Annotated in this window: 22 protein-coding genes and 1 pseudogene; 17 read left to right on the forward strand and 6 right to left on the reverse strand. The window is 67.9% G+C overall.

The features are described from left to right. The first annotated feature begins 4 nt into the window (after positions 1–4). The 4 genes and pseudogenes from VGI12_09035 (at position 5) to VGI12_09050 (ending at position 4,837) form a co-directional block, all read left to right on the forward strand. Positions 5–2,620 (forward strand): ABC transporter permease, encoded by a 2,616-nt coding sequence (locus VGI12_09035; protein HEY2432802.1) that lies wholly within the window; start codon positions 5–7, stop codon positions 2,618–2,620. 72 nt (positions 2,621–2,692) lie between these two features. Beyond that, entirely contained in the window at positions 2,693–3,496 is an 804-nt protein-coding gene (locus VGI12_09040; GenBank protein ID HEY2432803.1) for a carbon-nitrogen hydrolase family protein, read from the forward strand. Between the two features lie 21 nt (positions 3,497–3,517). Then, positions 3,518–3,985, forward strand: a complete 468-nt coding sequence (locus VGI12_09045; protein ID HEY2432804.1) for a DUF1801 domain-containing protein — start codon at positions 3,518–3,520, stop codon at positions 3,983–3,985. A gap of 87 nt (positions 3,986–4,072) precedes the next feature. Beyond that, positions 4,073–4,837, forward strand: a pseudogene (locus tag VGI12_09050) (oxygenase MpaB family protein). 126 nt (positions 4,838–4,963) lie between these two features. Here the strand turns inward: VGI12_09050 and VGI12_09055 are convergent. Together VGI12_09055 and VGI12_09060 are read right to left on the reverse strand one after the other, a co-directional pair. Beyond that, a complete protein-coding gene (locus VGI12_09055; GenBank protein HEY2432805.1) occupies positions 4,964–5,560 on the reverse strand; it encodes an outer membrane beta-barrel protein in 597 nt (198 codons plus the stop codon). Positions 5,561–5,863: 303 nt separating this feature from the next. Further along, complete coding sequence (locus VGI12_09060; GenBank protein HEY2432806.1) at positions 5,864–6,061, reverse strand: hypothetical protein; 198 nt, start codon at positions 6,059–6,061, stop codon at positions 5,864–5,866. On the opposite strand from VGI12_09060, the gene VGI12_09065 reads away from it, so the two are divergent. From VGI12_09065 to VGI12_09090, 6 genes are all read left to right on the forward strand, one after another. Then, on the forward strand, positions 6,060–7,889 hold the full coding sequence (locus VGI12_09065) for a DUF885 domain-containing protein (protein ID HEY2432807.1): 1,830 nt from the start codon (positions 6,060–6,062) through the stop codon (positions 7,887–7,889). The genes VGI12_09060 and VGI12_09065 overlap by 2 nt on opposite strands. A gap of 87 nt (positions 7,890–7,976) precedes the next feature. Next, the gene (locus VGI12_09070) at positions 7,977–8,642 is read left to right on the forward strand and encodes a hypothetical protein (protein ID HEY2432808.1); all 666 of its coding nucleotides are present in this window, start codon (positions 7,977–7,979) and stop codon (positions 8,640–8,642) included. Positions 8,643–8,825: 183 nt separating this feature from the next. Further along, on the forward strand, positions 8,826–9,938 hold the full coding sequence (locus tag VGI12_09075; protein HEY2432809.1) for a hypothetical protein: 1,113 nt from the start codon (positions 8,826–8,828) through the stop codon (positions 9,936–9,938). 2 nt (positions 9,939–9,940) lie between these two features. Continuing rightward, positions 9,941–10,234, forward strand: coding sequence for a MoaD/ThiS family protein (locus VGI12_09080; GenBank protein HEY2432810.1), 294 nt, complete (start codon positions 9,941–9,943; stop codon positions 10,232–10,234). A 6-nt stretch (positions 10,235–10,240) separates the two neighbouring features. Next, positions 10,241–11,125: an ankyrin repeat domain-containing protein gene (locus tag VGI12_09085; protein ID HEY2432811.1), complete on the forward strand. Its 885-nt coding sequence runs from the start codon at positions 10,241–10,243 to the stop codon at positions 11,123–11,125. Positions 11,126–11,161: 36 nt separating this feature from the next. After that, the gene (locus VGI12_09090) at positions 11,162–11,971 is read left to right on the forward strand and encodes a DUF6159 family protein (GenBank protein HEY2432812.1); all 810 of its coding nucleotides are present in this window, start codon (positions 11,162–11,164) and stop codon (positions 11,969–11,971) included. A 115-nt stretch (positions 11,972–12,086) separates the two neighbouring features. Here the strand turns inward: VGI12_09090 and VGI12_09095 are convergent, their stop codons facing one another. After that, a complete protein-coding gene (locus VGI12_09095; GenBank protein HEY2432813.1) occupies positions 12,087–14,012 on the reverse strand; it encodes a M20/M25/M40 family metallo-hydrolase in 1,926 nt (641 codons plus the stop codon). A gap of 41 nt (positions 14,013–14,053) precedes the next feature. Between VGI12_09095 and VGI12_09100 the strand changes: the two genes are divergently transcribed. From VGI12_09100 to VGI12_09115, 4 genes are all read left to right on the forward strand, one after another. Then, positions 14,054–14,986: a hypothetical protein gene (locus VGI12_09100; protein ID HEY2432814.1), complete on the forward strand. Its 933-nt coding sequence runs from the start codon at positions 14,054–14,056 to the stop codon at positions 14,984–14,986. A gap of 29 nt (positions 14,987–15,015) precedes the next feature. Then, positions 15,016–16,281, forward strand: coding sequence for a M20/M25/M40 family metallo-hydrolase (locus VGI12_09105; GenBank protein HEY2432815.1), 1,266 nt, complete (start codon positions 15,016–15,018; stop codon positions 16,279–16,281). An 88-nt stretch (positions 16,282–16,369) separates the two neighbouring features. After that, the gene (locus VGI12_09110; protein HEY2432816.1) at positions 16,370–16,855 is read left to right on the forward strand and encodes a VOC family protein; all 486 of its coding nucleotides are present in this window, start codon (positions 16,370–16,372) and stop codon (positions 16,853–16,855) included. A 64-nt stretch (positions 16,856–16,919) separates the two neighbouring features. Continuing rightward, on the forward strand, positions 16,920–19,388 hold the full coding sequence (locus VGI12_09115; protein ID HEY2432817.1) for an ABC transporter permease: 2,469 nt from the start codon (positions 16,920–16,922) through the stop codon (positions 19,386–19,388). A gap of 44 nt (positions 19,389–19,432) precedes the next feature. Here VGI12_09115 and VGI12_09120 read toward each other — a convergent pair whose 3' ends face one another. Then, positions 19,433–19,594: a hypothetical protein gene (locus tag VGI12_09120; protein ID HEY2432818.1), complete on the reverse strand. Its 162-nt coding sequence runs from the start codon at positions 19,592–19,594 to the stop codon at positions 19,433–19,435. Between the two features lie 208 nt (positions 19,595–19,802). Between VGI12_09120 and VGI12_09125 the strand changes: the two genes are divergently transcribed. From VGI12_09125 to VGI12_09135, 3 genes are read left to right on the forward strand one after another with little or no spacing between them, the layout of a single operon-like run. Continuing rightward, positions 19,803–20,720 carry a hypothetical protein gene (locus VGI12_09125; GenBank protein ID HEY2432819.1) on the forward strand — a complete coding sequence of 306 codons (918 nt, stop codon included), beginning with the start codon at positions 19,803–19,805 and terminating at the stop codon, positions 20,718–20,720. A 14-nt stretch (positions 20,721–20,734) separates the two neighbouring features. Next, entirely contained in the window at positions 20,735–22,168 is a 1,434-nt protein-coding gene (locus tag VGI12_09130) for a Xaa-Pro peptidase family protein (protein HEY2432820.1), read from the forward strand. Between the two features lie 14 nt (positions 22,169–22,182). Continuing rightward, the gene (locus VGI12_09135; protein HEY2432821.1) at positions 22,183–23,196 is read left to right on the forward strand and encodes a methyltransferase; all 1,014 of its coding nucleotides are present in this window, start codon (positions 22,183–22,185) and stop codon (positions 23,194–23,196) included. 25 nt (positions 23,197–23,221) lie between these two features. Here the strand turns inward: VGI12_09135 and VGI12_09140 are convergent, their stop codons facing one another. Both VGI12_09140 and VGI12_09145 read right to left on the reverse strand, forming a co-directional pair. Beyond that, positions 23,222–24,208, reverse strand: coding sequence for a c-type cytochrome (locus VGI12_09140; GenBank protein ID HEY2432822.1), 987 nt, complete (start codon positions 24,206–24,208; stop codon positions 23,222–23,224). Next, positions 24,198–24,866: a hypothetical protein gene (locus VGI12_09145; GenBank protein ID HEY2432823.1), complete on the reverse strand. Its 669-nt coding sequence runs from the start codon at positions 24,864–24,866 to the stop codon at positions 24,198–24,200. The genes VGI12_09140 and VGI12_09145 overlap by 11 nt, the downstream gene beginning before the upstream one ends. Positions 24,867–24,909: the final 43 nt, after the last annotated feature.

Below are 24,909 nucleotides of genomic sequence, written 5' to 3' on the forward strand. Positions count from 1 at the left end.
GACGATGGCGCCTGACCAACGCGAGCTGGACGACGAGATTCGCGGACACCTGGCGCTGGCGGTGCAGGAGCGGATCGAACGCGGCGAGGATCCCGTCGCGGCCCGCCGCGCCGCGCTCGCCGAGCTCGGCTATGTTGGCGATGTCCGCGACTCGATGCGCCGCGTGTGGTTCGGCCGCTGGTTCGAGGCGCTGGAGAGCGTCCGCCAGGACGCCCGCTTCGCGGTGCGCGTCCTGCGCAAGTCTCCTGGGTTTTCGCTGGTCGCCGTGCTGACGCTGGCGCTGGCCATCGGCGCCAACGCGGTGGTGTTTGGCGTGATGAACGGGCTGGTGCTCCGGCCGCTCGACGTGCCCGATCCGGCCTCGCTCTACGGCATCGAACACGCCAACGAGCGTTCGATGTACGAGTCGTATCCGGACTACCGCGATCTGCGCGACCGCAATCACAGCTTCGAGGATCTCGCCGGCAACGAGATCTCGCAAGTCGGGCTCGACGCCGGCGACCGCGCCGTGCGTGCGTGGGTGATCGACGCCACCGGCAACTACTTCGACGTGCTGCGGCTGCAGCCGTACCTCGGACGCTTCTTCCACGCCTCGGATGAGCACGGCGCCAACAGCGCGCCGCTGATCGTGCTCGGCTACGACTACTGGCACACGCACTTCAACGCCGATCCCGGCGTGGTCGGACGCGCGGTCCGGGTCAACACGTTTCCTTTCACGATCATCGGCGTTGCGCCGCGCGGCTTCCGCGGCACGCTCGCCATCGTGAACCCGGACTTCTACGTGCCGTTCGTCAACCTGGAACAGATCGAGGGGCGCAATCCGCTCGAGACTCGCGCCGCGCAGACGCTGTTCTCGACGTTCGGGCATCTGAAGCCCGGGGTGACGCCCGCCCAGGCGGCCGCCGACCTGAACGGCGTGGGCGCCTATCTCGATCGGACCTACCCCAACGAGCGCGGCGCCATCTCGTTCGTGCTGGCCCGGCCGAACTTGTACGGCAACTACCTTGGCCGGCCGATGCGGGCCTTCCTGACCGGCCTGATGGTGCTGGCCAGCCTCGTGCTGCTGGCGGCCTGCGCGAACCTGGGCAGCCTGTTCGCGGCGCGCGCCTCGGACCGATCGCGCGAGGTCGCCGTGCGGCTGTCGCTCGGCGCCAGCGCCGGGCGCGTGCTGCGTCAACTCCTCACCGAGGCGGTGATGATCTCGTTCGCCGGCGGCGCGCTCGGGTTGTGGGGCAGTATCGAGCTGCTGCGCTGGCTCTCAGCCTGGCAGCCCGCGCCGAGGTTTCCAGTCGCCGCACCGGTCGCGCCGGACGCCACCGTCTACGCGGCGGCCATCGCGCTCGCGGTCGTCAGCGGGCTGCTCTTCGGCATCGTCCCGGCGCGCCAGGTGTTCCGCACCGATCCGTATCAAGTGATCAAGACGGGGGCGGGCCATGTGGCCGGCAAGCGGATCAGCGTGCGCGATCTCCTGCTCGTGGCGCAGGTCGCGATCTGCGCGGTGCTCGTCACTGCGTCGGTCGTGGCCGTGCGTGGCCTGCTGCACGCCGTCGACGCGCCGCTGGGATTCGACCCCTCCCACGTGCTGCTCGCGGACACCGATCTCAGCATGGGCCGCTTCACCGGAGACGACGTGCCCGCCATGCAGAAGCGGATGGTGGACGCACTGACCGCCGTTCCCGGAGTCGCCACAGTCGGCGTGATCGGCCGTCCACCGCTCGGCGCGGGCGGATTTCTCTCCTACATCTTTGCCGACGAGGCCACGGACTTCAGGAGCACGAAGGCGCTGTTCGGCGCGCATCGGTTTCAGGTCTCGCCCGAGTACTTCGAAGCGTCGCAGACGAGGCTGCTCACCGGGCGCCGATTCACCTGGCACGACGATCGGCACGCGCCGCGCGTCGCCGTGGTGAACCGCGAGCTGGCTCGCCGCCTGGCCGGCTCGCCTGAACAGGCTGTCGGCGACTGGTTCCGGCTGCGCGATACGACGCGTGTGCAGGTCGTCGGCGTTGTCGAAGACGGCAAGTACGAGAACATCGCCGAAGATCTGGAGCCGGCCGTGTTCTTCCCGCTGCAGCAGATGCCGATCGGCGAGACGTGGCTCCTGGTGCGAGCGGCCGGGCAGCCGGATCCGCTCGCCCCGGCGGTGCGGGCCACGTTGCGCGATCTCGATGCGGCGCTGCCGATTTACGTTGAGAGCTGGAACCGGCAGCTCGAGTTCGCGCTGTTCCCGGCGCGCATGGCGACGCTGACGCTCGGGGTGATGGGAGCCATCGGGGTGGTGCTCGCGATCACCGGGGTTTTCGGGATGGCAGCCTACTCGGTCAGCCGCCGTCTCAAGGAGCTGGGGATCCGGATCGCGCTCGGGGCCCGACATGCGAACGTGCTCGGCGTCGCGCTCGGGCGCGCCCTGAAACTGCTGGCATGCGGCTCCGCCGCCGGTGTCGTGCTCGGCGCGCTGGCGTCGCGGCTGCTCACGGCCATCGTGTACGGCGCGACACCCCGCGATCCGGTCGTCCTCGGCTCGGTGGTCGCCGTGATGGTGCTGCTCGGGCTGGCGGCCACGTGGATTCCGGCCCGCAGAGCGCTGTCCGCGGATCCGCTGACAATGCTCAGACACGAGTAGCGGGACTGGTCCTGCGTCCGATTGTGCCGTGCCGCGCCGCGATGCGATGATGCTCGTATCCTGACCACGACCGTGTCGACACACTCCGTCCGCATCGCCCTCGCGAACCTCCGCGTGCCCGCGACGCGAGAGGACTCGGTCGCGCTGGCGACGGCCGCCATCGCTGAGGCGGCGCGCTTGGGCGCCAGTGTCGTCTGCTTTCCCGAATGCTTCGTTCCCGGCTATCGCTGGCCTGGGACGCAGATGCCGCCCCCGGATACGGCGTTTCTCGAGCGGGCGTGGTCCGAGGTGGCTGGCGCCGCCAGGGCCGCGCGCATCGCGGTGATCCTGGGCACCGAGCGTCTGACCGATCGGGGGCTGCAGATCACGGCCTGCGTCATCGACGCCGACGGCGCGATTGCGGGATGGCAGGACAAAGGCCAGATCGATCCCGCCGAGGAGCCGACGTATCCTGCGCTGGCGATCGAACGGCGCGTCTTCACCGCGGGATCGCTCGTCTTCGGGATCGTCATTTGTCATGAAGGGTGGCGATATCCCGAGACGGTGCGGTGGGCGGTGCGTCGCGGCGCGCAGGTCGTGTTCCACCCGCACGCGCACGTCGCCGAGCCTGGGAGCTATCGCCCGGCGTCGTTCGCGGATCCGCTGAACACCTTTCACGAAAAGGCGCTGCTGTGCCGCGCGGCGGAGAACACCTGCTACGTCGCGTCGGTCAACTGCGCCAGCGAAGGCTCCGGAACGACATCGGCCGTCGTCCGGCCCGATGGGACGCTGCAGTGCTTCCAACCCTACGGACGGGAGGGCCTGCTCGTCGCTGATCTGAACCTGGATGCGGCGACCGGATTGCTGGCGCGCCGGTGCCGGACAGCGCCGCTCTGACACCCGCACTATGATGGTCCGATGACCTCGAAGAAGTCCGCCTCGAAGCCGGCGAAGCCTATCCGCGCGAGCCGGAAGCCGTCCCAGGGATTCACCACCGACGAGCGCGCGGCCATGCGTGAGCGCGTCAAGGAACTGAAGGGAGCCGGCAGCGGCCAGGACGCGGAAGCCGAGGTGGTGGCGAAGATCGCCGCGCTCCCGCCGGCGGATCGGGAAATCGGGCGGCGGCTGCACGAGATCATCAGAGCGAGCGCGCCGTCGCTGACGCCAAAACTCTGGTACGGCATGCCGGCCTACGCCAGGGACGGGAAGGTCGTCTGCTACTTCCAGAGCGCGCAGAAGTTCAAGTCGCGATATGCGACGCTGGGCTTCAGCGACCAGGCGAACCTGGACGAGGGCGCCATGTGGCCCACCGTCTTCGCGCTGAAGACGGTGACAGCCGCCGAAGAGGCCCGCATCGCCGCCCTCTTGAAGCGGGCGGTCGGCTGATCCCCGTGCCCGTCAGGGACGGGACGCCGCTGGCGGCCTCAGATCGGGATTGACACCTCCCGTCGCCGTGCTTTACATTACAAAGTTATGCACCGGGACGACGCGGTTGCGTTCGAACGCCATCGCTCCCTGATCCGCGCTCGTCTGCGCGCCGCCGGCATCGGCCGCGCCGGCCCAGGCAGCGTGTCCTGGAGGGTCAACCGCGAGCTGATCGTGCTCTCCGGCTGGGCACGGGCCATCCTGCTACAGCTCGCGCATCCGGCGATCGCCGCCGGACTCCGCAATCACAGCGCGTACCGCGGCGGCATTCTCTCCGGACTGCGCCGCCTGCGCGCAACGGCCGTCGCGATGCAGGCGATCAGCTTCGGCGACAGCGAGGAAATGATCGCGGCGGCGGCGCGCGTCAACGCGATTCATGACGGCGTGCGCGGTCCCAACTACTCCGCTCACGATCCGCACCTGCAGCGCTGGGTGCACGCGACGCTCGTCGAATCGGTTTCACTCGCCTACGAGCGGCTCGTCGGACCGCTGACGGTGGACGAGCGCGATCAGTACTGCCGGGAAGCAGCGATTGTCGAGCCGCTGCTGGGCATACCGCCCGGATGGCTCCCAAGGGACGCTGCGCAGCTCGCCGCCTGCACGCATGACATGCTGGGCGGCGGCCGTCTGGCCGTCGCCGATACGACCCGCGCGCTTGCGCGGGCCATCCTATATCCCACGGGCTGGCGCGTCGCGTGGCCGGTCTGGCGGGTGCTGCAGCTCGTCACCATCGGCTCGCTGCCCCCGTCCATCCGAAAGGTGTACGGGTTCGGGTGGTCCACTCGCGAGGCGCGCGCGCTCGCGCGTTGGACGGGCGTGCTCCGTACAGCGATCCGGTGGCTGCCGCCGGCGGCGCGCCACTGGCCGAGGGCCAGACGCCTGGACCGAATTCCCGACGCAGCGCGCATCTCGCCCGACGAGTACGTTGGCGCGACGGCCTCAGAACTTCAGAATGACGCCAAAACCCGCGCGCCCGAAGTCGATCTTGTTCTGGTCTCGCGCGAGATCGATTCCCAGCAGGTTGAGTGTCTGGAAGGAGTGGTAATAGCGGACGTCACCCCTGAGCCCGATGTGTTTCTGCACGTAGACGAGCACGCCGCCGCCGATCGACCACCCGGCCTGCGTCTCCGACTCGGATGAACCCAGTCCCGCGTCGGCGGTCGTCTTGATCGCCCCGATTCCGATCAGGCCGTACGGCTGCACGATCGTGATCCGTGGCCCGAGCATGAAGTCGCCCATCAGCGTCGTCACCGACGTCGGATTCACACGGTCGCCGGTGAACTCCCCTTCGTGGGTGAACTCGGCCTCGAAACCGACCAGCGAGCCCAGCGACCCGAGCGAGCCGCCCCAGTTCCAGTTCTTGTTCTGACAGTCGGTGGCGCTCCGGCATCCCGCGTCGCCGGCGAAGTTATATCCGTAGGACACGCCGACGAACCCCTGCGCCTGCGCGGTGGCGGCAGCCAGGAGCAGCGCGGCGAGGCATGCCGTTACTCGCAACGAGCAGGGCCCATGACGACGGGTCGTTTTCTCAAGCATCGATTGTCTGAAAGCAGAAGTCATGCCGACGACTCGGCGCGTATTTTGGCGGTGAACGGCGCGCGCCTGTCGAGAAACGCATCGGAACCCGACACGTTTTACGCGATGGCATATGCTCTGACCGTAGATGGCGGAGAAGGCCAATCTCCTCATCGCCGGTCTGCCCGGATTCACTCCGCAGGTCGGCCGCCTCGTCTCGATGATGAACTACGTGAGATCGCCGACGTCGGGCAGCCGTGTCTGGCCTGTCGGCGGCTCCACTCGAAGAAGAAACGACGTTCGGGGCGGCGTGCGCGTCAACAACTACTTCAAGTGGTGCCACGTGTTGACGCATGAGGTCAACCATCGCGGCCAGATCCGCTGGTTGCGCAGCAGGTCGCCGACTGCGACGTGATCGTCGGCCGCGCTGTAGACGACGTGCACGGGGGACAGCGAGCCGGGACGGGCTCGATCGTACTCCTTCCGAAGCCCCGCGCGCGGCTGGCCTATGATCGGGGACATGCTCACGCGCCGCGAAGCCCTCGCCGCATTGGTCTCGGCTGCCGCCCTGCCTCTGACGACCGTCGGCGCCGGCGGTCACGAGTCGATCGTTTCGATGTCCACTGACGCCGACGCCTTGAAGCTGCTGAACGGGATCGCCACGAACCTGCTCACGCTGCAGCCGGAAGAGGCGACGTCGCTCGGCGTCGACACAGGCAACCTGTCGGCGCTGCGATCGCGGCTTGCGGACCGATCGGAGGCGGGCAAGCAGCGGCTCGCGACGCAGGTCAAAGCGGATCTCGAGCGCGTCAACGCGTTCAAGACCGACGGTCTGTCGTATCCGCTGCGCGTCAGCATCGAAGTCGTCCAGAGCGCGTACGCGACCGCCCTGGCGGGTTTCGCGCTGCCGTACGGCGACATCACCGTCGGCGGCTGGCGCAACACGCCCTACGTCGTCGTGCAGAACGTCGGCGCCTATCTGGACATTCCGCGCTTCCTCGACAGCGACCATCCGGTCGAGAGCCCAGGCGACGCCGAGGCGTATCTGGCGCGGCTCCACGCCTACGCGACGGCGCTCGACGGCGAACTCGGGCGCATGAAGGCGGCGCGCGGCGCCGGTCTCGTGCCGCCGTCCTTCCTGCTCGACAAGGCGATCGCGCAGATGACGCTGTCGATTACCGGCGCGCATGCGGGCGGTGGTCTGGTCGAGTCGATCGACCGGCGGACCACGGCGATCCCCGGCAACTGGGCCGCGCGCGCGCAAACGATCGCGGCGAAGGAGATCGCGCCGGCACTCGAGCGGCAGCTCGAGGAATTGAAGACGGAGCGGGCGGTCGCGACAGACGAGGCCGGCATCTGGGCGAGGCCGCGCGGTGACGAGTTCTATCGCTGGGCCCTCAAGGCCTCGACGACGACCGCGATGAGCCCGGACGCCGTGCACGCGATGGGCCGCAGCGAGCTGCAGCAGCTGCACGCGCGGATGGATGCGATCCTGAAAGAGATCGGCTACAGGCAGGGGAGCGTCGGCGAGCGGATGAAGGCGCTCGCCAGGGATCCGCGATACAGGTTCTCGGAAGGGGACAAGGGACGCGCCGAGATCCTGGCGTTCATCCAGGATCGCCTGACCTGGATCAGGGGGCAGATGCCGCGGGCGTTCGGATCGGTCGTCGATCCGCACATGGAAGTGAAGCGGTTGCCGCCCGAGGAAGAACCGGGCGCGCCGGCCGCCTACGGCGGCGCGGGATCGATCGACGGCAAGATTCCCGGTCGCTTCTGGATCAACCTGCGGACGTCGGAGCTGCACAGCAAGTACAGCCTCGCGGACCTGACGTTCCACGAATCGATCCCCGGCCACATCTGGCAGGGGGAGTACACGCACCAGATGCCGCTCATCCGCCAGATGCTGGCGTTCAACGCCTACTCGGAGGGCTGGGGCCTCTACGCCGAGCAGCTTGCCGACGAGCTCGGCGCGTACGACCAGGATCACGTCGGGCGCCTGGGCTACCTCCAGTCGATCGCCTTCCGTGCCTGCCGCCTCGTCGTCGACACCGGCATCCACGCGAAGAAGTGGACCCGCCAGCAGGGCGTCGCGTTCTTCGTCGACATGAATGGATCGAATCCGCTGGAAGTCGCGAGCGAGGTCGATCGCTATTGCGCGTGGCCGGGCCAGGCGTGCGGCTACAAAGTCGGCCACAGCGAGATCAACCACCAGCGCGACAAGGCGAAGGCGGCGCTCGGGGCGAAGTACGATCTCAAGGCGTTCGACGACACGGTCGTCCTCGGCGGCAACGTGCCGCTCGACGTGCTCGCGAAGAACGTCGACGAGTACGTGCGGACGTCGCGTGGCTGACCCATGACACGATGACATGAGCACCATGCCGGGGAGCGAATTTCGAGCGTATCGCTAGCGTTCACGAAGGACGTTCGGGAGGGTCGCATGTATCGAACACTCCATTCAGCCATCACCGCGACGGTCGTCTTGCTGGTCTTCCTGTGCGCCGTCCGGCCCACCGCGCAAAGCGTCGATCGCCTCGAGGGGAAGAACGTGACGATCGCGTCGGTGACCTACAAGGGCCGAAGCGCCATCCAGGTGATCGCCGCACCCGAGGCGCAGAACGCCTCGTCGTACGCCGTCGTCAAGGACGTGTCGTTTCGAGACGGATCGATCGAGGTCGATCTCGCCGGCCAGCCGGCGGCCGGCGCGGGGACCGGCGCGCGCGGTTTCATTGGCATCGCCTTTCGGCTGCAGGCTGACGGACGCTATGAGTACATCTACCTGCGTCCGACCAACGGCCGGGCCGACGATCAAGTCAGGCGGAATCACGCCACTCAGTACAGCTCCTACCCGGACTTCGATTTCGCCAGGTCTCGGCAGGAAGCGCCGGAGAAGTACGAGTCGTACGTGGATCTGCAGCCGGGCGTGTGGACCAGGTATCGAATCGACGTCGACGGCCGCAAGGCGCGGCTGTACGTCAATGGAACGGAGCAGCCCTGTCTCATCGTCGACGACCTCAAGCTCGACCCGATGCCGGGCCGAGTCGCGTTGTGGGTCGGACCAGGCACCGAAGGCTACTTCGCCAATCTGAAGATCGCGCCGAAGTAGGGCGGGGCTCGACATGGACCAGGACGGCCTACGAGCGGCAGTCGCGCCGGTTCGTGGCGCCGCCGCGGCCGTGACGGTGATGGGCCGCGCCATCGCGATGCGTCGAGCACGCGCGACGAGGCCGTCCGCGCGGGTAAACCTGCGGCTGACGTCCGATGGTAGGCTAGTCACCCGGAGCACCCCATGAGCCGAGTTCGCGTTCTCGTCGGTACCCGCAAAGGCGCCTTCATCCTGACGTCGGACGGCAGGCGTCAGAGCTGGGAGGTCAGCGCGCCGCAGTTCGGCGGCTGGCAGTTCTACCATCTCAAGGCTTCGCCCGTTGACCCCGACCGCATCTACGCGTCGCAGTCGAGCGACTGGTTCGGCCAGACGATGCAGCGGAGCAGCGACGGCGGCAAGACGTGGGAAACCGTCGGCAACAAGTTCATCTACGACGGCATCGCCGGCACGCACCAGTGGTACGACGGCACGGCGCATCCGTGGGAGTTCAAGCGGGTGTGGCACCTCGAGCCGTCGCTCACCGATCCCGAGACGGTGTACGCCGGCGTCGAAGACGCGGCGTTGTTCAAGTCCGCCGACGGCGGCGCGACCTGGACGGAACTGTCGGGGCTGCGCGGTCACAGCACCGGCTCGCAGTGGGCGCCGGGTGCCGGCGGCATGTGCCTGCACACGATCCTGATCGATCCCTCGAACCACGATCGCCTCTACGTCGCCATCTCCGCGGCCGGCGCGTTCCGCAGCGACGATGGAGGCGTGACCTGGAAGCCGATCACGAAAGGGCTGTACTCGAAGTTCCTGCCGGTCCCCGATGCCGAGATCGGCCACTGCGTGCATCGCATCGCCATGCATCCGTCGCGGCCGCAGACGCTCTTCATGCAGAAGCATTGGGACGTGATGCGGACCGACGACAGCGGCGAGTCGTGGCACGAGGTCAGCGGCAACCTGCCGACCGACTTCGGCTTCGCGATCGACGTCCACGCGCACGAACCCGAGACGGTCTACGTGGTGCCGATCAAGAGCGACGCGGAGCACTATCCGCTCGACGGCCGGCTGCAGGTGTTCCGCAGCCGCAGCGGCGGCCATGAGTGGGAGCCGCTGACCAAAGGCCTGCCGCAGAAGGACTGCTACGTCAACGTGCTGCGCGAGGCGATGGACGTCGACTCGCTCGATGCCTGCGGCGTCTACTTCGGCACCACCGGCGGACAGGTGTATTGCTCGGCCGACGGCGGCGAGTCGTGGCAGGCGATCGTCCGCGATCTGCCGCCGGTCGTCTCGGTCGAGGTGCAGACGATCTAATGGTGCGTGTCGAGCTTCCGTATCACCTGCGGCAGCTGGCCGGCATCGACGGCGACTGTGTGCTCGACGTCCCTGGTGTCGTGACGATGGGGCAGGTGCTCGACGCGATCGAGCGGCGCTATCCGATGCTGCAGGGCACCATCCGCGATCACCTCAGCGGCCAGCGACGGCCGCTGCTGCGGTTCTTCGCCTGCGACGAGGACATCTCGTTCGCGCCGCTGGATGCGCCGCTGCCCGAGGCGGTCGCCCGCGGCGCGGAACCGGTGATCGTGCTCGGCGCCATCGCCGGAGGCTAGGTCCACATGGATGCGCACACGCTCGATCAGTGGTTCGAGCGCGCCGTCGACACCATCGATCGGGGCGATCTCCCGACGCTCGACCGCCTGCTGGAGGAGCACCCCGAGCTGGTGTCGCGCAGGCTCGACGCGCCCGGCGCGTGGCTGCGCGAGCGCGTCGGCGGCGCGCTCGACGGCTTCTTCAAGGCCCCGTATCTGCTCTGGTTCGTCGCCGAGGATCCGGTTCGACAGAATCGCCTGCCGGCCAACATCGTGGAGGTGGCCGGCCGGATCATCGAGGCGGCCCGCCGTCATGCGCGCGAGTCGCTGCCGGATCAACTCGACCAGGCGCTGCGCCTCGTCGCGTGGTCCGGCGTCGCCGCCCGCTGCGGCATGCAGCTGGCGCTGATCGACCTGCTGGTCGAGGCCGGCGCGTCGCCGGCGGCGAACGCAAACAACGCGCTCGTCAACCGGCATGTGGCCGCGGCGGAACGGCTGATTCAGCTCGGCGGGCGTCTGACACTGGCCGCGGCGCTCTGCCTCGACCGGTGGGACGAGGTTCCCCGCCTCTTCGCCGAAGCCAATCCCGGACAACGACAGTTCGCGCTCGTTCTGGCGGCGCTCAACGGCACGGCCGCCGCCGTGCGCTGGATGCTTGCGGCGGGGGTGTCGCCCAACCAGCCGAGCGCCGACCTCTTTTCGCACGGTACGCCGCTCCATCATGCCGTCTGCTCCGGATCACTCGACACCGTGCAGGCGTTCGTCGAGGGCGGAGCCGACCAGACGATCGCCGACACGGCATGGAACGGCACCCCGCTTGGCTGGGCCGACCACTACGTGTCGAGCGTTGAACCGGAACGCCGCTCGCGTTACGAGGAGATCGCGCGCTACCTCGATTCGAAAAGACCCTGACGACGCGATACAGCTCGCACCCGAAGGAGAGCCAGCATGGGACGCATCGGCCGTAGCTTTCAGCTCGTAGGTCAGTCGTACCGCATCCTCATGCAGGACAAGGAACTGATGGTCCTGCCGCTCATCTCCGGCGTGTTCGTCGTGGTCGCGGTCGTGGCGATGGCGGCCGGCTTCGGCCTGAGTGCCTCAGATCTCCCGAAGAAGGGACCGGCACTCTACATTCCCGGGTTCCTGTTCTACCTCGTCACCTACACGATCGGCATCTTCTTTCAGGCGGCCGTCATCGCCGGCGCGACCGAGCGGATGCGCGGCGGCGATCCGACGGTGAGCAGCGCGCTCGCGGCAGCTGCGAGCCGGATCGGTCAGATCCTGATGTGGGCGGTCGTCGCCGCCACGGTCGGCATGGTCATCCGCGCCATCCACAACCGGGTCGGCTTCGTCGGCAAGATCCTCGCGAGCCTGCTCGGCGTCGCCTGGTCGCTCGCCACATTCTTCATCGTCCCCGTTTTGGTGCTCGAGGATCGATCAATGCCGGATTCGTTCAAGCGCTCTGTCGACGTGTTCCGCGAGACCTGGGGAGAGACGGTTGTCGGCGGCACGACGCTGGGCGCGGCAGCGGTGTGCGCATGGCTGACGCTCGTCGCGATCAGCGGGCTGCTCGGGATGGCGATCGGGCTGGCGGCGCTCGCCGTGTTCTTCGCCGGCGCGGTGGTCCTGATGGTGTTCTTCTCGGCGATGCAGGGCGTCTACGTCGCATCGTTGTATCGCTTCGCCACCGGCGGCGGTTCGACGCCAGGGCTCGATCCAGCGCTGCTCGAACAGGCGTTCCGGCCCAAGACGCGGTGAAGTCCGCCACGGGCGGCCATGCGTTCGGTCTGCGCCCGACCGATGCGCCATCACCCGATGGCCGCGGGCGGAGACGTGGATGCAGGCCGTTGGCATCATCGCGAGGTAGCGCGCGTCACTTCACCAGGATCGTCACCGTCCCTGGCAGCGGCGCTGCGCCGCCGGCGATATGGAATGTAAACGTGTCCGTGCCGGCGAATCCTTTCTCGGGCACGTAGGTGAATCCGCCGTCCGGTTGCATGGTCGCCTTGCCGTGCGCGGGCGCGGTATCGATCGCCGCGCTGCGGGGTGCGGGCGCTTCGTCGGTTCTGGGCGCCGGCGGAATCAAGCCGGGCGCTGCGACCGTCAGCGTCTTCCCCTTCTCGATCTGGAAGATGCGCGATTCGGGCAGCGGCGCCGCGTTGCCGCGGCCTGCGAATCCACCGCGCGCGGGAATCGCCGGCATCTCGCCGGAGGGGAAGCGCGGCAGCATCGCATCACGCGTCGCCAGGCCGTAGACGACCGACGCGGTCATCACGGCGTTCTTCATGACGTCGTCCGGGACGATGCGCTCGTAGTTGTCGAGATTGGTGTGCCACGTCGTGCTGTTGTATTCGATCGGGTCCTGCTGGGCCCCGATCCCCGGCAGACCGGCCACCGCGAAGGCGCCGTTGTCGCTGCCTCCCTCGACGCGCGCGCTCGAGGGATTCGCGCCATAGACGCCCCATTCCTCGAAGGGCTTCAGGTATCCCGCCACGACCGCGGCCGCCGCCGGAGGGCCGAACACGCTCGCGCCCCGCACGAGTCCGGTCCCGTCGTCGATGTTCCAGTAGGCGTCGATCTTGCCGTAGTCGGGCAGCGGCGATTCCGCCGAGCCGAAATGCCGCTTGACGTAGTCGAACGAGCCGAGCAGGCCTTCCTCTTCGCCGCTCCACAGCGCGACGCGGATCGTGCGGCGCGGCTTCAGTCCCGTCGCCTGGATGATGCGCGCCGCTTCCATCATGATGGCGCAGCCGATCGCATTGTCGGTCGCGCCGGTCGCGCTCGTCCAGGAATCGAGGTGGCCGCCGAGCATGACCACTTCATCGGCCTTGTCGGTGCCAGGGATCTCGGCGACGGTTACGTACGAGGTCTTACCGTCGGGGAAGTACTGGTTCTGCACGTTGAACTCGACGGACACCGGCGTGCCATCGGCGCTGATCCGGAAGATGCGGCCGTAGTCGTCGTTGCGCAGAATCACCGCGGGCGACTGCGGGGTGGTGTCGTCGTAAATCTGTCCGGCGCCGTTCTGCGCGACGATCACGCCGGGTATGCGGCCGGCCCCCTGCGCGACCAGACGCAGCGACGGAGGATTGTCACGCAGGAACTGTGCGATGCGCTGATTGACCTGCTGCGCCGAGAGGTGCCCTTCCGGCACCACGGGCGGCGCGCCGCGGCCGCCGCGTCCACCGCGTCCGCCCCGCCCGGCGTTGGCGTCACCGGTCGCGTATCGCGCGCGCGCCTGCTCTTCCGGAATCCGCTTGACGGCCTCGTTGAAGTTGACCGGCACCGTCGGCGGCGCGCCAGCCATGACGATATGGCCCGTCGCGCGCGGCGCCACGCCAGCCAGATACGCGGTGAGCTCGGCATCGGTCGGCGCCTCCGGCGGCGCCACCACCACGACTTCACCGCTGACCGTCCCGTTCGTGGATGGCGACCACGGAACCGCTTCGAATTTCAGGTTGGCCTTGACCGGCGAGGTGACGGCCCCGGTTGCTCGCCCAGGCAGCCAGCCGACGCCCCGCCAGGTGAACGGCTCGAGGTGTGCGTTGACCATGCCCCAACCCGTCATCGTCTTCACGGCCCACTCGGCGGCGGCTTTGTGGTTCGGCGAGCCGATCGGCCGCGGTCCATAGACGTCGGTCAGGTAGTGCTCGATCCACATGATCTTCGAGTGCTCAAGGCCCTCGGCGCGGATCGCCGCGTTGGCCGCCGTATCGACGCCGTCGCCGGGCGCTTGCGCGGCCGAGAGGCTGACGACGAGGCCCAACACCGCCAGTGAAGTGACCAGTCTGTGACGCATGATGACACTGTATACTGCCGCGCGCCAGGAACGGCTTACCCGTGAATCCTCACGTCCCGAACGACCCGGTGATCGCGTGGCTGCTCGACGCCGACCCGGCGATCCGCTGGCAGGTGTTGCTCGATTTGATCCATGCGCCCGCGGACGTCGTCGTCGCCGAGCGATCGCGGGTTGCCTCCGAGGGCTGGGGCGCGTGGCTGCTCGATCGCCAGCGTCCAGATGGCCAGTGGGGCGACGGCGTGTCGACGCCGTTCTGGTGGACGAACATGTACACGCTGGTGTTCCTGCGCGATCTCGGGATCGATCCGACCAGCGCGCCGGCGCGGGCGGCCATCGATCGGATCCGCAGCCAGGTGACCTGGGGTGCCGAGTTCGGCCATTCGCCGTTCTTCGACGGCGAGATCGAGCCCTGTATCAACGGCCGCGTCGTCGCGCTGGGCGGCTACTTCGGCGTGCGCAGCGATCGACTGGTCGATCGGCTGCTGGGCGAGCAGCTCGCCGACGGCGGGTGGAACTGCGAGGCGGAGCGCGGCTCGACACGTTCGTCGTTCCACACCACGCTCTGCGTGCTGGAGGGACTGCTGGCGTTCGAGCGGGCATTCGGCGCCATGCCGACGGTGACCGAGGCGCGGCAGCGCGGGGAGGCGTACCTGCTCGATCGCCGGCTGCTGCGGCGACTGTCGACCGGCGAGATCATCGATCCGGCGTGGACGCGGTTGGCGTTTCCGCCGCTGTGGCACTACGACGTGCTGCGCGCGCTCGACTATCTGCGCGCGGCCGGCACCGCGCCGGATTCGCACACGACAGAAGCGCTGTCGCTGATCCGCGATCGCCGCCAGCCCGACGGGCGCTGGTTGCTCGACGTGCGTCACCGCGACACGCTGTACGAGGACATGGCCGGCGCCGTTGCCGAGGCGAATCGTTGGATCACGCTGGGCGCGATGCGCGTGCTGGAGTGGGGATCGCGCGAGTGATTCGCTGACGCGCGGCGGAGGAGGGTTCGATGTCGATTCGGCTGGCCGCGACAGCGGCGCTACTTTTGATCGCCGCCGCCCCGGCTGCGGCCCAGACCAGCGCATTTCAGCCGCCGCTCCTCGAGCGGCAGGACGTCAAGAATGCGATGAAATCGGTCGACGACCGATCGACGGCGATCGTCGACGAATGGATACGTCTGGTCGGCATTCCCGCGCCGTCGAAGAATGAGCAGGCGCGCGCGCAGCACATCAAGGCCGAGATGGAGAAGCTTGGCCTCGCGGACATCAAGGTCGACGACTTCTCGAACGTCAGCGGCGTTCGCAAAGGGACCGGCGGTGGACCGACGATCGTCTTTTGCGCGCACATGGACACCGTCTTCCCCGAGGGCACCGATCTCACCGTGAAGCGCGACGGCGACATCCTGCGCGCGCCGGGGATCGGCGACGACTCGTCGAATCTGATGGCGCTCCTCGAGACGTTTCGCGCCCTGGATCGCGGCGGCGTCAAGACGAAGGGCGACCTGATTTTCCTGGCGAGCGTGCAGGAGGAGATCGGGCTGCTCGGCGCGAAGCACTGGCTCGAGACGAGCGGCTACAAACCCGACATGTTCGTCGCCGCCGACGTCGCGGCCAACCAGGTGTGGTACGGCGCGCTGCGCATCACGCAGTACAAGTTCTTCTACACCTCGCCTGGCGCGCACACGATGGAAAGCCGGGGCGGACCGAGTCCGGCGAAAGCCGTGGCCGCGGGGATCGACTCGATCTACGAGATCCCGCTGCCGCCCGTCGCCCCGGGCCTCGACTCGTTCAAGCTACCGGTGGCCAACGTCGGGATGATCGGCGGCGGCACGGTGTTCAATGCGGTACCGCGGGAAACGTGGTTCACGGTCGACCTCCGCTCGCTCGACACTCCGACGCAGGCGAGGCTGGAACAGCAGGTCGAGGCTGCCGCCCGCCACGCCGCCGACCAGGAGCACGTCGGCTTTCGGATGGAGAAGTCTGCCTTCGGCGACTACGCCAAGGCGCGCCCGAAGGACGAGCGTCTGAATTCCACCCTGGTGCAGACAGCGCTCGCCGTCGCGAATCACTTCAGACAGCCCGGCTCGCCCGAGATCGTGCCCGCCGACGTCGGCTCGACCGACGCCAACAACGCGGTCGCGCTTGGGATTCCCGCCGTCGCGATCGGTGCGGTAATGGAGCACTCGCCGCATCGCCTCGAGGAGTACGCCGAGGCGAGCACGATCGTGCCGGGCGTCAAGTCGCTCATCGCACTCGCCGTCGCGCTCGGCGGTTAGCCATGACGCACGCCATTGCCCACGTCGCGCTGGCGTCCGCGCCTTGCGCTCGGATCTGATTCAATACGCGCGGTAACAGGAGCCTCCGATGCGCAGCGTCCTCTGTCTCGTCACCGGCATCGTGATCGGCGCCGCTGCCACCACCGCTGTCGGCCAGCAGCGCGACATCGCCGGTCTCAATCACGTCGCAATCGCGGTCACGGATTTCGACGGCATGTCGGCGTTCTACGGCGCCGTCATGGGCTTCCCGAACGTCTTCTCGTTCCGCGAGGCGGACGGCAGCCCATACCTGTCGTACTTTCAGGTGAACCGCAACACGTTCGTCGAGCTGATGCCGGTGACGCCGCAGCGTCCGGTCGGCTTCGTGCATTTCGGCCTGGAAGTCGAGAATGTCGACGCCGTGGTCAACCGCTTGCGCTCGCACGGCGTCAAAGTGGGAGATCCGTCGGTGAGCGCCCGCACGAAGTCGAAGATCGCGGTCGCCCACACACCAGACGGGACGACGATCGAATTGATGGAGTTCGGGCCCGAGTCGCTTCACCGGAAAGCAATAGACGGCTGGGGACGCCGATGACATTCTTCTTTAGGTAGAATCGAGGCCCGATACCGCTCCGTTCAACGTACCGGGTAGGGAGCCTATGAACGCCTTCCTTCAAGACCTTCGCTACGCACTCCGCGCGCTGCGCCGCACGCCGGCCCTGTCGGCGGTGATCGTCGCCTCGCTTGCCATCGGCATCGGCGCCAATACCGCGACCTTCAGCGTCGTCAACGCGCTGCTGCTCCAGCCGCTGCCGTATCCCGATCCGAACCGGCTGGCCATGCTGTGGCTGCGGTCGCCCGGCATCAGCATCCCGCAGGACTGGCCGTCGCCCGGACAGTTCATCGACGTGCGCAGCGAGAATCGATCGTTCGAAGAGATGTCGATTTCGCAGGGACGCGACGGCACGATTCTGACGCGTGACGAGGCGATCCGCGTCGAGGGGCTGAGAACCTCGTCGACGCTGTTCCATCTGCTCGGTGCCAAGCCCCTCTTCGGCCGGCTGCTGCGTGCCGACGAGGACGCGCCGGGCAAGCCGCCGGTCGTCATCTTGAGCTACGGCTTCTGGAAGCGGGCGTTCAATGCCGATCCGAACGTGGTCGGCACCAGCATCACCCTCAATGGGTTCGGCCAGGGCGGCGGCGACGCGAAGAACCTGTTCGAAGTCGCCGGGGTGCTGCGGCCGGAGTTTTTGATGGACGCCGAGATCATGCCGACGGTGGCGAGCATCCAGCGGATGGACGTGTTCGTGCCGCTGCCGCTCGGTGCCGACGCCGTGACGCGCCGCGGCGACGAGAACTACAACCTGATGGCGCGGCTGAAGGCCGGCGTCACGATGACGCAGGCGAGAGACGACGTGGCGGCGATCGCGGCGCGGATCAGGGACAAGGACAAGCGCGATCGCAGCTTCACCATCGACGTCGTCCCGCTCGTGGAGTCCGTCGTCGGCGACGTCCGCGTCGCGGTGCTGGTCGTGCTCGGATCGGTGGCGCTGGTGCTGCTCATCGCGTGCGCAAACGTGGCCAACCTGCTGCTGACGCGCGCGACGAGCCGGCAGAAGGAAATCGCGGTGAGAACCGCGCTCGGCGCGAGCTGGACGCGGCTCGTTCGGCAGCTCCTCACCGAGAGCCTGCTGCTCGGGCTTCTCGGCGGCACCGCCGGCCTGGCGATTGCCGAAGCGGCGCTGCGGGTCGTGCGTACGATCAATCCCGGCAACATTCCGCGGCTGGAGGCGATCGCGCTCGACGCGACGGTGCTCGCGTTCACGTTCATTGTCTCGATCGCCACCGGCGTGCTGTTCGGGCTGGCGCCGGCGCTGCGGGCGGCGCGCGTCGATCTCAACACGTCGCTCAAGGCGGGCGGCAGAAACGCGCAAGGAGAAGGCGGCTTCGGGAGCAGCCGTCGGCGGCTGCGGAGTCTCCTCGTCGTGGCGGAGGTCGCGATCTCGCTGATGCTGCTGATCGGTGCCGGGCTGCTGGTCCGCAGCTTCATCCGTCTGCAGCAGGTGTCGCCGGGTTTCGATCCCGAGGGCGTCATTTCGATGCGGATCGGCTCGCGGGCGCATCCCTTCGACAATCGCGACCAGGCGATCGCGTTCTATCGCACGGCCGGCGCCGCGCTGGCGGCCGTGCCCGGCGTCGTCTCGTGGGGCGCCGTCACGGCGCTGCCGTTCACGTCATCGGTCGGCTGGGGCGGCATCAATGTCGAGGGCTGGACGCCGCGGCCCGGCGAAGAACTGCAAGTGGATCAACGCGGCGCCACCTCCGCCTATTTCACGACGATGAGGATTCCGCTCGTCCAGGGGCGTTTCTTCACCGACGCCGATCTGCAGCAGAACGCGCAGCCGGTGACGATCATCGACGAGAAGTTCGCGCGGCGGTTCTGGCCGGCTGGCGACGCGCTCGGCAAGCACGTGTGGAGCGGCGATCCCAAAGCCCCCAAGCCGGTCGTCGTCGGGGTCGTCGGCACGGTGAAGCAGTACGGCCTCGACGTCGACGGGCGGCTGGTCGTCTATCGTCCAAGCGCGTGGAGCGGGTATCAGGTCGCCCGCACCGCGTCATCGGATCCCGCGTCAATCGCGCGCGACATGGTCCGCAAGCTGCACGAGATCGATCCGACCATCACCGTCTTCGACGTGCAGACGATGGCGCAGCGGATGTCGGCGTCGATGGCGCGGCAACGGTTTTCGACGCTGATGCTGGGCGCCTTTGCGGCGTTTGCACTGATCCTGGCGATCGTCGGCGTCTACGGCGTGATGTCGCATCTGGTCGCGCAGGGAGCGCACGACATCGGCGTGCGTATGGCGCTCGGCGCCGAGCGCGCGCGCATCCTGCGGATGGTGATGCGCCAGGGACTCGAGCTCACGATCGCCGGGAGTGTCATCGGCCTGCTGGGCGCCGCCGCGCTTACGCGGGTGATGGCGAGCCTGCTGTTCGGCATCAGCACGACCGACGCCGTCACGTTTTCGGCGATTCCGCTGGTGCTCGTTGTGACCGCTGCCATCGCCAGCTACGTTCCGGCCTTGCGCGCAACGCGCGTCGATCCGGTCGTCGCTCTGAGGGACGAGTAGCGCTGGCGGTGTCGATAGGCAGCCGCCGGCGCCGTGTGCCGCGATCAGCCGCGCAGCGTCAGGAGGGTCGCGAGAGCCGCCACGTACGAAAACACCGCATAGGCGAGGGCGAGCGCCACCCGGCCGCTCGGCGTCAGCCGCTGCCACGCCAGCATCGGGTGGCAGACCACGGCGAGCGATCGTCCGACGACTAGTGAGTTCGGCATCGTCCGACCTGAGGCAAAATCTTCGCCATCATGAGGCTCGCGAATGGCGCCGGTCAAGCGCGATCGGGCCGGTCGGATAGGCACTCGAAGTCCTTTTTACGGCAGACTCCTTCCCTCCGTGGCGCCGACCTCCTGTCTCGGCGTTGGGGCAGCAGCAAGCTCGTCCCTTGATGCGCGCCATCGCCAATATCGCGTATTCTTCATCCCCATGAGACTCGCACCGCTCGGTATCGTCTGCGCGGGGCTCGCACTCACCGCTGCCTCGTTCGCTTCGCCGACCGCCGTCCTCTTTCTCGGCAACAGCTTCACGTTCGCCGCCGGATCGAACGTTGAGAAGTGGCGGCCCGAATTTGTCACCGATCTCAACCACGAAGGGATCGGCGGGGTGCCGGCACTGTTCAAGTCGTTTACGAAACAGGCCGGCCTCGACTACGACGTGTCGCTCGAGACGCATCCCGGCATCGGGCTCGACTGGCACCTGCAGAACAAGCGCGATGTCATCGCCGGTCGGCAATGGGACGTCGTCGTGATGCACGGCTACAGCACTCTCGACTCCGCCAAGCCCGGCGATCCCGCGAAACTCGTCTCGACGACGAAAGAGATGGCCGATCTGCTGAGCGGCCTGAACCGGAAGGTCCGGATTCATCTCACGGCCACCTGGCCGCGGGCCGATCAGACGTATCCCGAGACTGGGCACTGGCACGGCCAGCCAATCGCCGCGATGGCGCACGACGTACGAGCCGGCTACGAGAAGGCGGCAGCGACGTCGCCCGCGATCAAGTCGGTCATTCCGGTCGGCGACGCGTGGATTCGCGCGATGGAAACCGGCGTCGCCGATCCGAATCCGTACGATGGCACAACGCCTGGCCAGATCGACTTGTGGACGACGGATCACTATCACGCCAGCACCGAGGGCTACTATCTCGAAGCGCTGATGGTGTTTGGCGACCTGACCGGACGCGATCCGCGCTCGCTCGGCGACGGCGAGTGTTCGGCGTTCGAGCTGGGCATGCCGGCTGCGGAAGTGAAAGCGCTGCAGCAGGTCGCCTTCGATCAGCTCGCCGCGGCGAGAAAGGTGAAAGCGGCACCAGCGACGGGCGGTGCTCCAATGCGTTGCACGCCGTGATGCGGCCCTTGAAGGTGTGCCGACGTCTGCCGCGACGGCTCGTCGCGGCAGCGCTCATGGCAGCCGGGTTGATGGCGTCGCCGGCCGCGCAGCCGGTGTTTCGCGGTGACGAGATCTTCCCGGCCGACGAGTACGCCGCCCGGCGGGCGAAGCTGATGGCCGAGATCGGGGACGGCGCCGCGCTCGTACTCGGGACGCCCGGGCCTCCTGGAGAGATGCCGTTTCGGCAGAACAGCCAGTTCTTCTACCTGACCGGTGTCGCCGAGCCCCGCGCCCGCCTCGTGATCGACGGCCGCACGAAACGGACGACCGTCTACCTGCAGCCGAAGAACGATCGGCGCGACAACAGCATGTACGGTCCCGCCTTGGCGCCGGGTCTCGATACGGCGCAGGCGCTGGGCGTCGACGCCGCCGTACCGGAGGGGGACTTCAGCGCCGCCGTCGCGAGTCTGGCGGGCGAGCATCGCACGATCTACACGCCGTTTGCCGCCGAAGTACTCGGCAGCCAGTCGCAGGGCGATCCGACGCGGTTCTGGTCAGCCAACAAGGCGGACCCGTGGGACGGGCGCGACTCCCGCGAGTCGGCCTTCGTCGCGAAGCTGAAGACTTCCGCCCCGCAGTCAGAGGTCAGGAATCTCGATCCCATCCTGAACGCACTGCGCGCGATCAAGAGCCCGCGCGAAATCGCGGTGATTCGCGAAGCCACGCGGATCGCCGGCGACGCGATCGTCGCCGCGATGCGCAATGCGCGGCCGGGGCTGCACGAATACGAACTGCAGGCCGATGCCGAGTACGTCTACAAGAAAGCGGGCGCGCTCGGCGCCGCCTACTTCGCGCTGATCGCGACCGGCAAGAACACCTACTACACCCACTACAACCGCAATACCGCAGTCCTGCAGGACAGTGACCTGGTCCAGTTCGATTACGCGCCCGACTACAAGTACTACCAATCGGACGTCACGCGCGTGTTCCCGGCGAACGGCACATTCACGCCGCGCCAGCGTGAGATGTACGGCATCTACCTGCGGCTCTATCAGGCGGTGCTGACGTCGATCAGGGTCCACGAGAAGCCGATTGACGCGATTCACGCGGCCGTACTGAAGATGGACGGCATCATGGCGTCGTATCACTTTACGGACGATCGCATCCGGACCGCGGCCGCGAACATGGTCGAGAGCTTTCGCAGCCGGAAGGACGCCAACAGCCTGGGCCACAACGTCGGGCTCGAGGTGCACGATCCGGGCGGCCTCCAGGCGCCGACCTTCGAGCCCGGACGCGTCTTCACGATCGAGCCGCAGATGCGCATCGAGGACGAGCACCTCGGCATCCGCCTCGAGGACATGATTCTCATCACCGACAGCGGCTACGAAAACCTGTCGGCGTCCGTGCCGATCGAAATCGCCGACATCGAACAGACGATGACGCGGCGCGCGCCGCGCAGCGAGTGATACGATCTCCGCACATGAGCGGAGAACTGTCACCCGAAAAAATCCTGCAGACCGGCCTGGCGTTCTGGCCGGCGAAGACACTTCTCAGCGCGGTCGAAATCGGCGTGTTCACCGAGCTTGCCGGCGGCCCCGCGGCGTTCGAGGCGCTGCGCGCCCGGCTCGGCCTGCACCCGCGATCGGCGCGCGATTTCCTCGATACGCTCGTCGCGCTCGGCTTGCTTCAACGCGAGGGCGATCGCTACGCGAATGCACCGGAGACGGATTTCTTCCTCGACAAGCGGAAGCCGTCGTACGTGGGCGGCATCCTCGAGATGGCGAACCACCGCCTGTATCCGTTCTGGGGCCATCTCACAGAGGCCATCCGCAGCGGCCTGCCCCAGAACGAGGTGAGGAGCGGCGGTCCCGCCATGTTCGAGACGCTCTACTCGGATCCGGCGAGGCTGAAAGAATTCCTCGCCGCGATGAGCGGCATCAGCCGCGGCGCCAACATGGCGATCGCGCGCGCGCTGCCGTGGAGCGGCTACCGCACGTTCGTCGACGTCGGCACGGCGCAGGGCGATCTCGCGACCCAGGTGGCGCGGGCCAATCCACACCTGCGCGGCATGGGCTTCGACCTGCCGCAGGTCGGGCCGATCTTCGAGGAGTACGTCAAGGCCGCCGGCGTCGCCGATCGCCTCTCGTTCGTGCCGGGCAGCTTCTTCGACAATCCGCTGCCCGAAGCGGACGTCGTGATGATGGGACACATCCTGCACGATTGGGATCTGCCGACGAAGAAGATGCTGATCGCCAAGGCCTACCAGGCACTGCCGGCCGGCGGCAGCCTTGTCGTCTACGAGGCGATCATCGACGACGACCGATCGAAGAACGCATTCGGCCTGATGATGAGCCTCAACATGCTGATCGAGACGCCGGGCGGCTTCGACTACACGGGCGCCAACTGCGCCGGCTGGATGAAGGACGCCGGTTTCACCAAGACCCGGGTCGAGCCGCTCGTCGGCCCCGATTCGATGGTCGTCGCGATCAAGTAGTCGGCGGCGACCGCGACGGCGCGTCCTACTGCCGCAGCTCGAGCATCGGCTTGAAAGGGCCGAGACGATGCTGCTCCAGAGAAAAGGGGTCCGCAAAGGGCGGGAACGGCGCATCGACGGGCTTCTTCGATCGATCCGGATAGTCGAGCTCGAGATGCGCGCGTGCCGGACGCGCCTGGCTGTTGATGAACGCCGCCACGTCCCACGCGTCCTCGACGCTCAGCACCGGCGTCCGGTACGTCGTGCCGAACGGCATGTTGGCGCGGATGTAGCTCGCCGAGGAGATGAGGCGGTGCATGCCGGCGCCGTCGTTGAAGCTGTCCGGTCCCCACAACGGGGGATACAGATAGCCGGCGGCGTCGCCAGGTCTTCCCTTGCGCAGCCCCTGGCCGTCGGGCTGGTGACACGCGACGCACGTCGCGTCATAGACGGTCCGTCCCCTCACGCTGTCGGCGGCGCGATCGAGATACGGCAGGACGGGCGTGCTTCGACCGTCCGCGCTCCGGCCGACCGGGACGCCGGTGCTGAGGAACTGCACGTAGGCGACGATCGCCCTCATCTCGCGCCCATCCGGCGGCAGCGCGCGGCCGTTCATGCTGCGCTCCAGGCAGCCTTCGATGCGATCCTCGATCGTGCGCACCTCGTTCTCGCGCGCCATATAGGCGGGAAACGCCGCATAGACGCCGACCATCGGCAGCGCGAACGCCTGCGTGCCGGCGAGCAGATGGCAGCTCTGGCACGAGAGATTGTTGCCCGCGTAGCGCATCCCGCCGTCAGCCGCCTCTGGGCCGATGAGCGACGGCGTGTTCGCGAACAGCTGGCGGCCGTAGAGGACGGTGTCCTTCCAGAGGCCGGCGGGTAGCGCGTCGGCGTCCGGCACGCGCCACGCGAGGTCGGCCGCCGGCGACGGTTGCTGCGCGCCGGTGCCCGCCTGCGACAGGACGCCCGCCGCGGCGATCGCCAGCGCCGTCAGGGCCGCGGCCGTCGCGCCGCGGCGCCGATCATCCGGCATAGCCGAACATGAAGCCCCGTTCCTGCGCGCGGCCGACCGCGATGATGCCGGCGGGGGTCAGGTGCGCGTTCCTGATCAGGTTCCTGGCGAGCTCCTCGAACATCGCGTCGACCGTCCCGCCGCTGGCGGGCGCCAGGATCCCCGCGTAGCGGCGCGTCGCCATCGCGCACACGCCGAAGTGCGCGCCGAGGTCGCTCAGCGAGTCGAGCGACTCGCCGCCGGCGTTGCCGGGATTCACGGCCGGCGCCTTCTCCTTCAGCTCCAGCTCGCTCGCCAGGGCGGCGCCGTACTTCCGCCAGATCGCGTCGTTGAAGGCCAGCGGCGTGGCGTTGTGCCGGAGGATGACGATCACGCCGAGATCGCGGCTGTCGACGTCATAGCCGCTCTTGTTGGCGTCAAAGACGTTGCTCGCATAGTGCCGGATGGTCTTCACTCCCGGCGGTGTGATGGCGTCGAAGAGCATGCGGTGCGCCGAAGGGAGCGCGTCCATCCAGTCGTCGACGGCATGGTGGCGCGGCGACCTCCCCTGGGCAGCGGCGGGCGCCGCCGATCCGACGAGTGCGCCGATCGCGGCCGAGCCCAGGCCGAGCCTGGCGAGAAACCGGCGCCGGGCCGGCACGTTCGAGTCGCGGCGGAAGGTACGAGCTTGCATGGTCACGACCGTATCGTAGCAAGTCGCGGCCGCAATGGGGTTCTCTGAT

The organism is Vicinamibacterales bacterium, from assembly GCA_036496585.1.
In the GTDB taxonomy this organism is placed as follows: Bacteria; Acidobacteriota; Vicinamibacteria; order Vicinamibacterales; family 2-12-FULL-66-21; genus JAICSD01.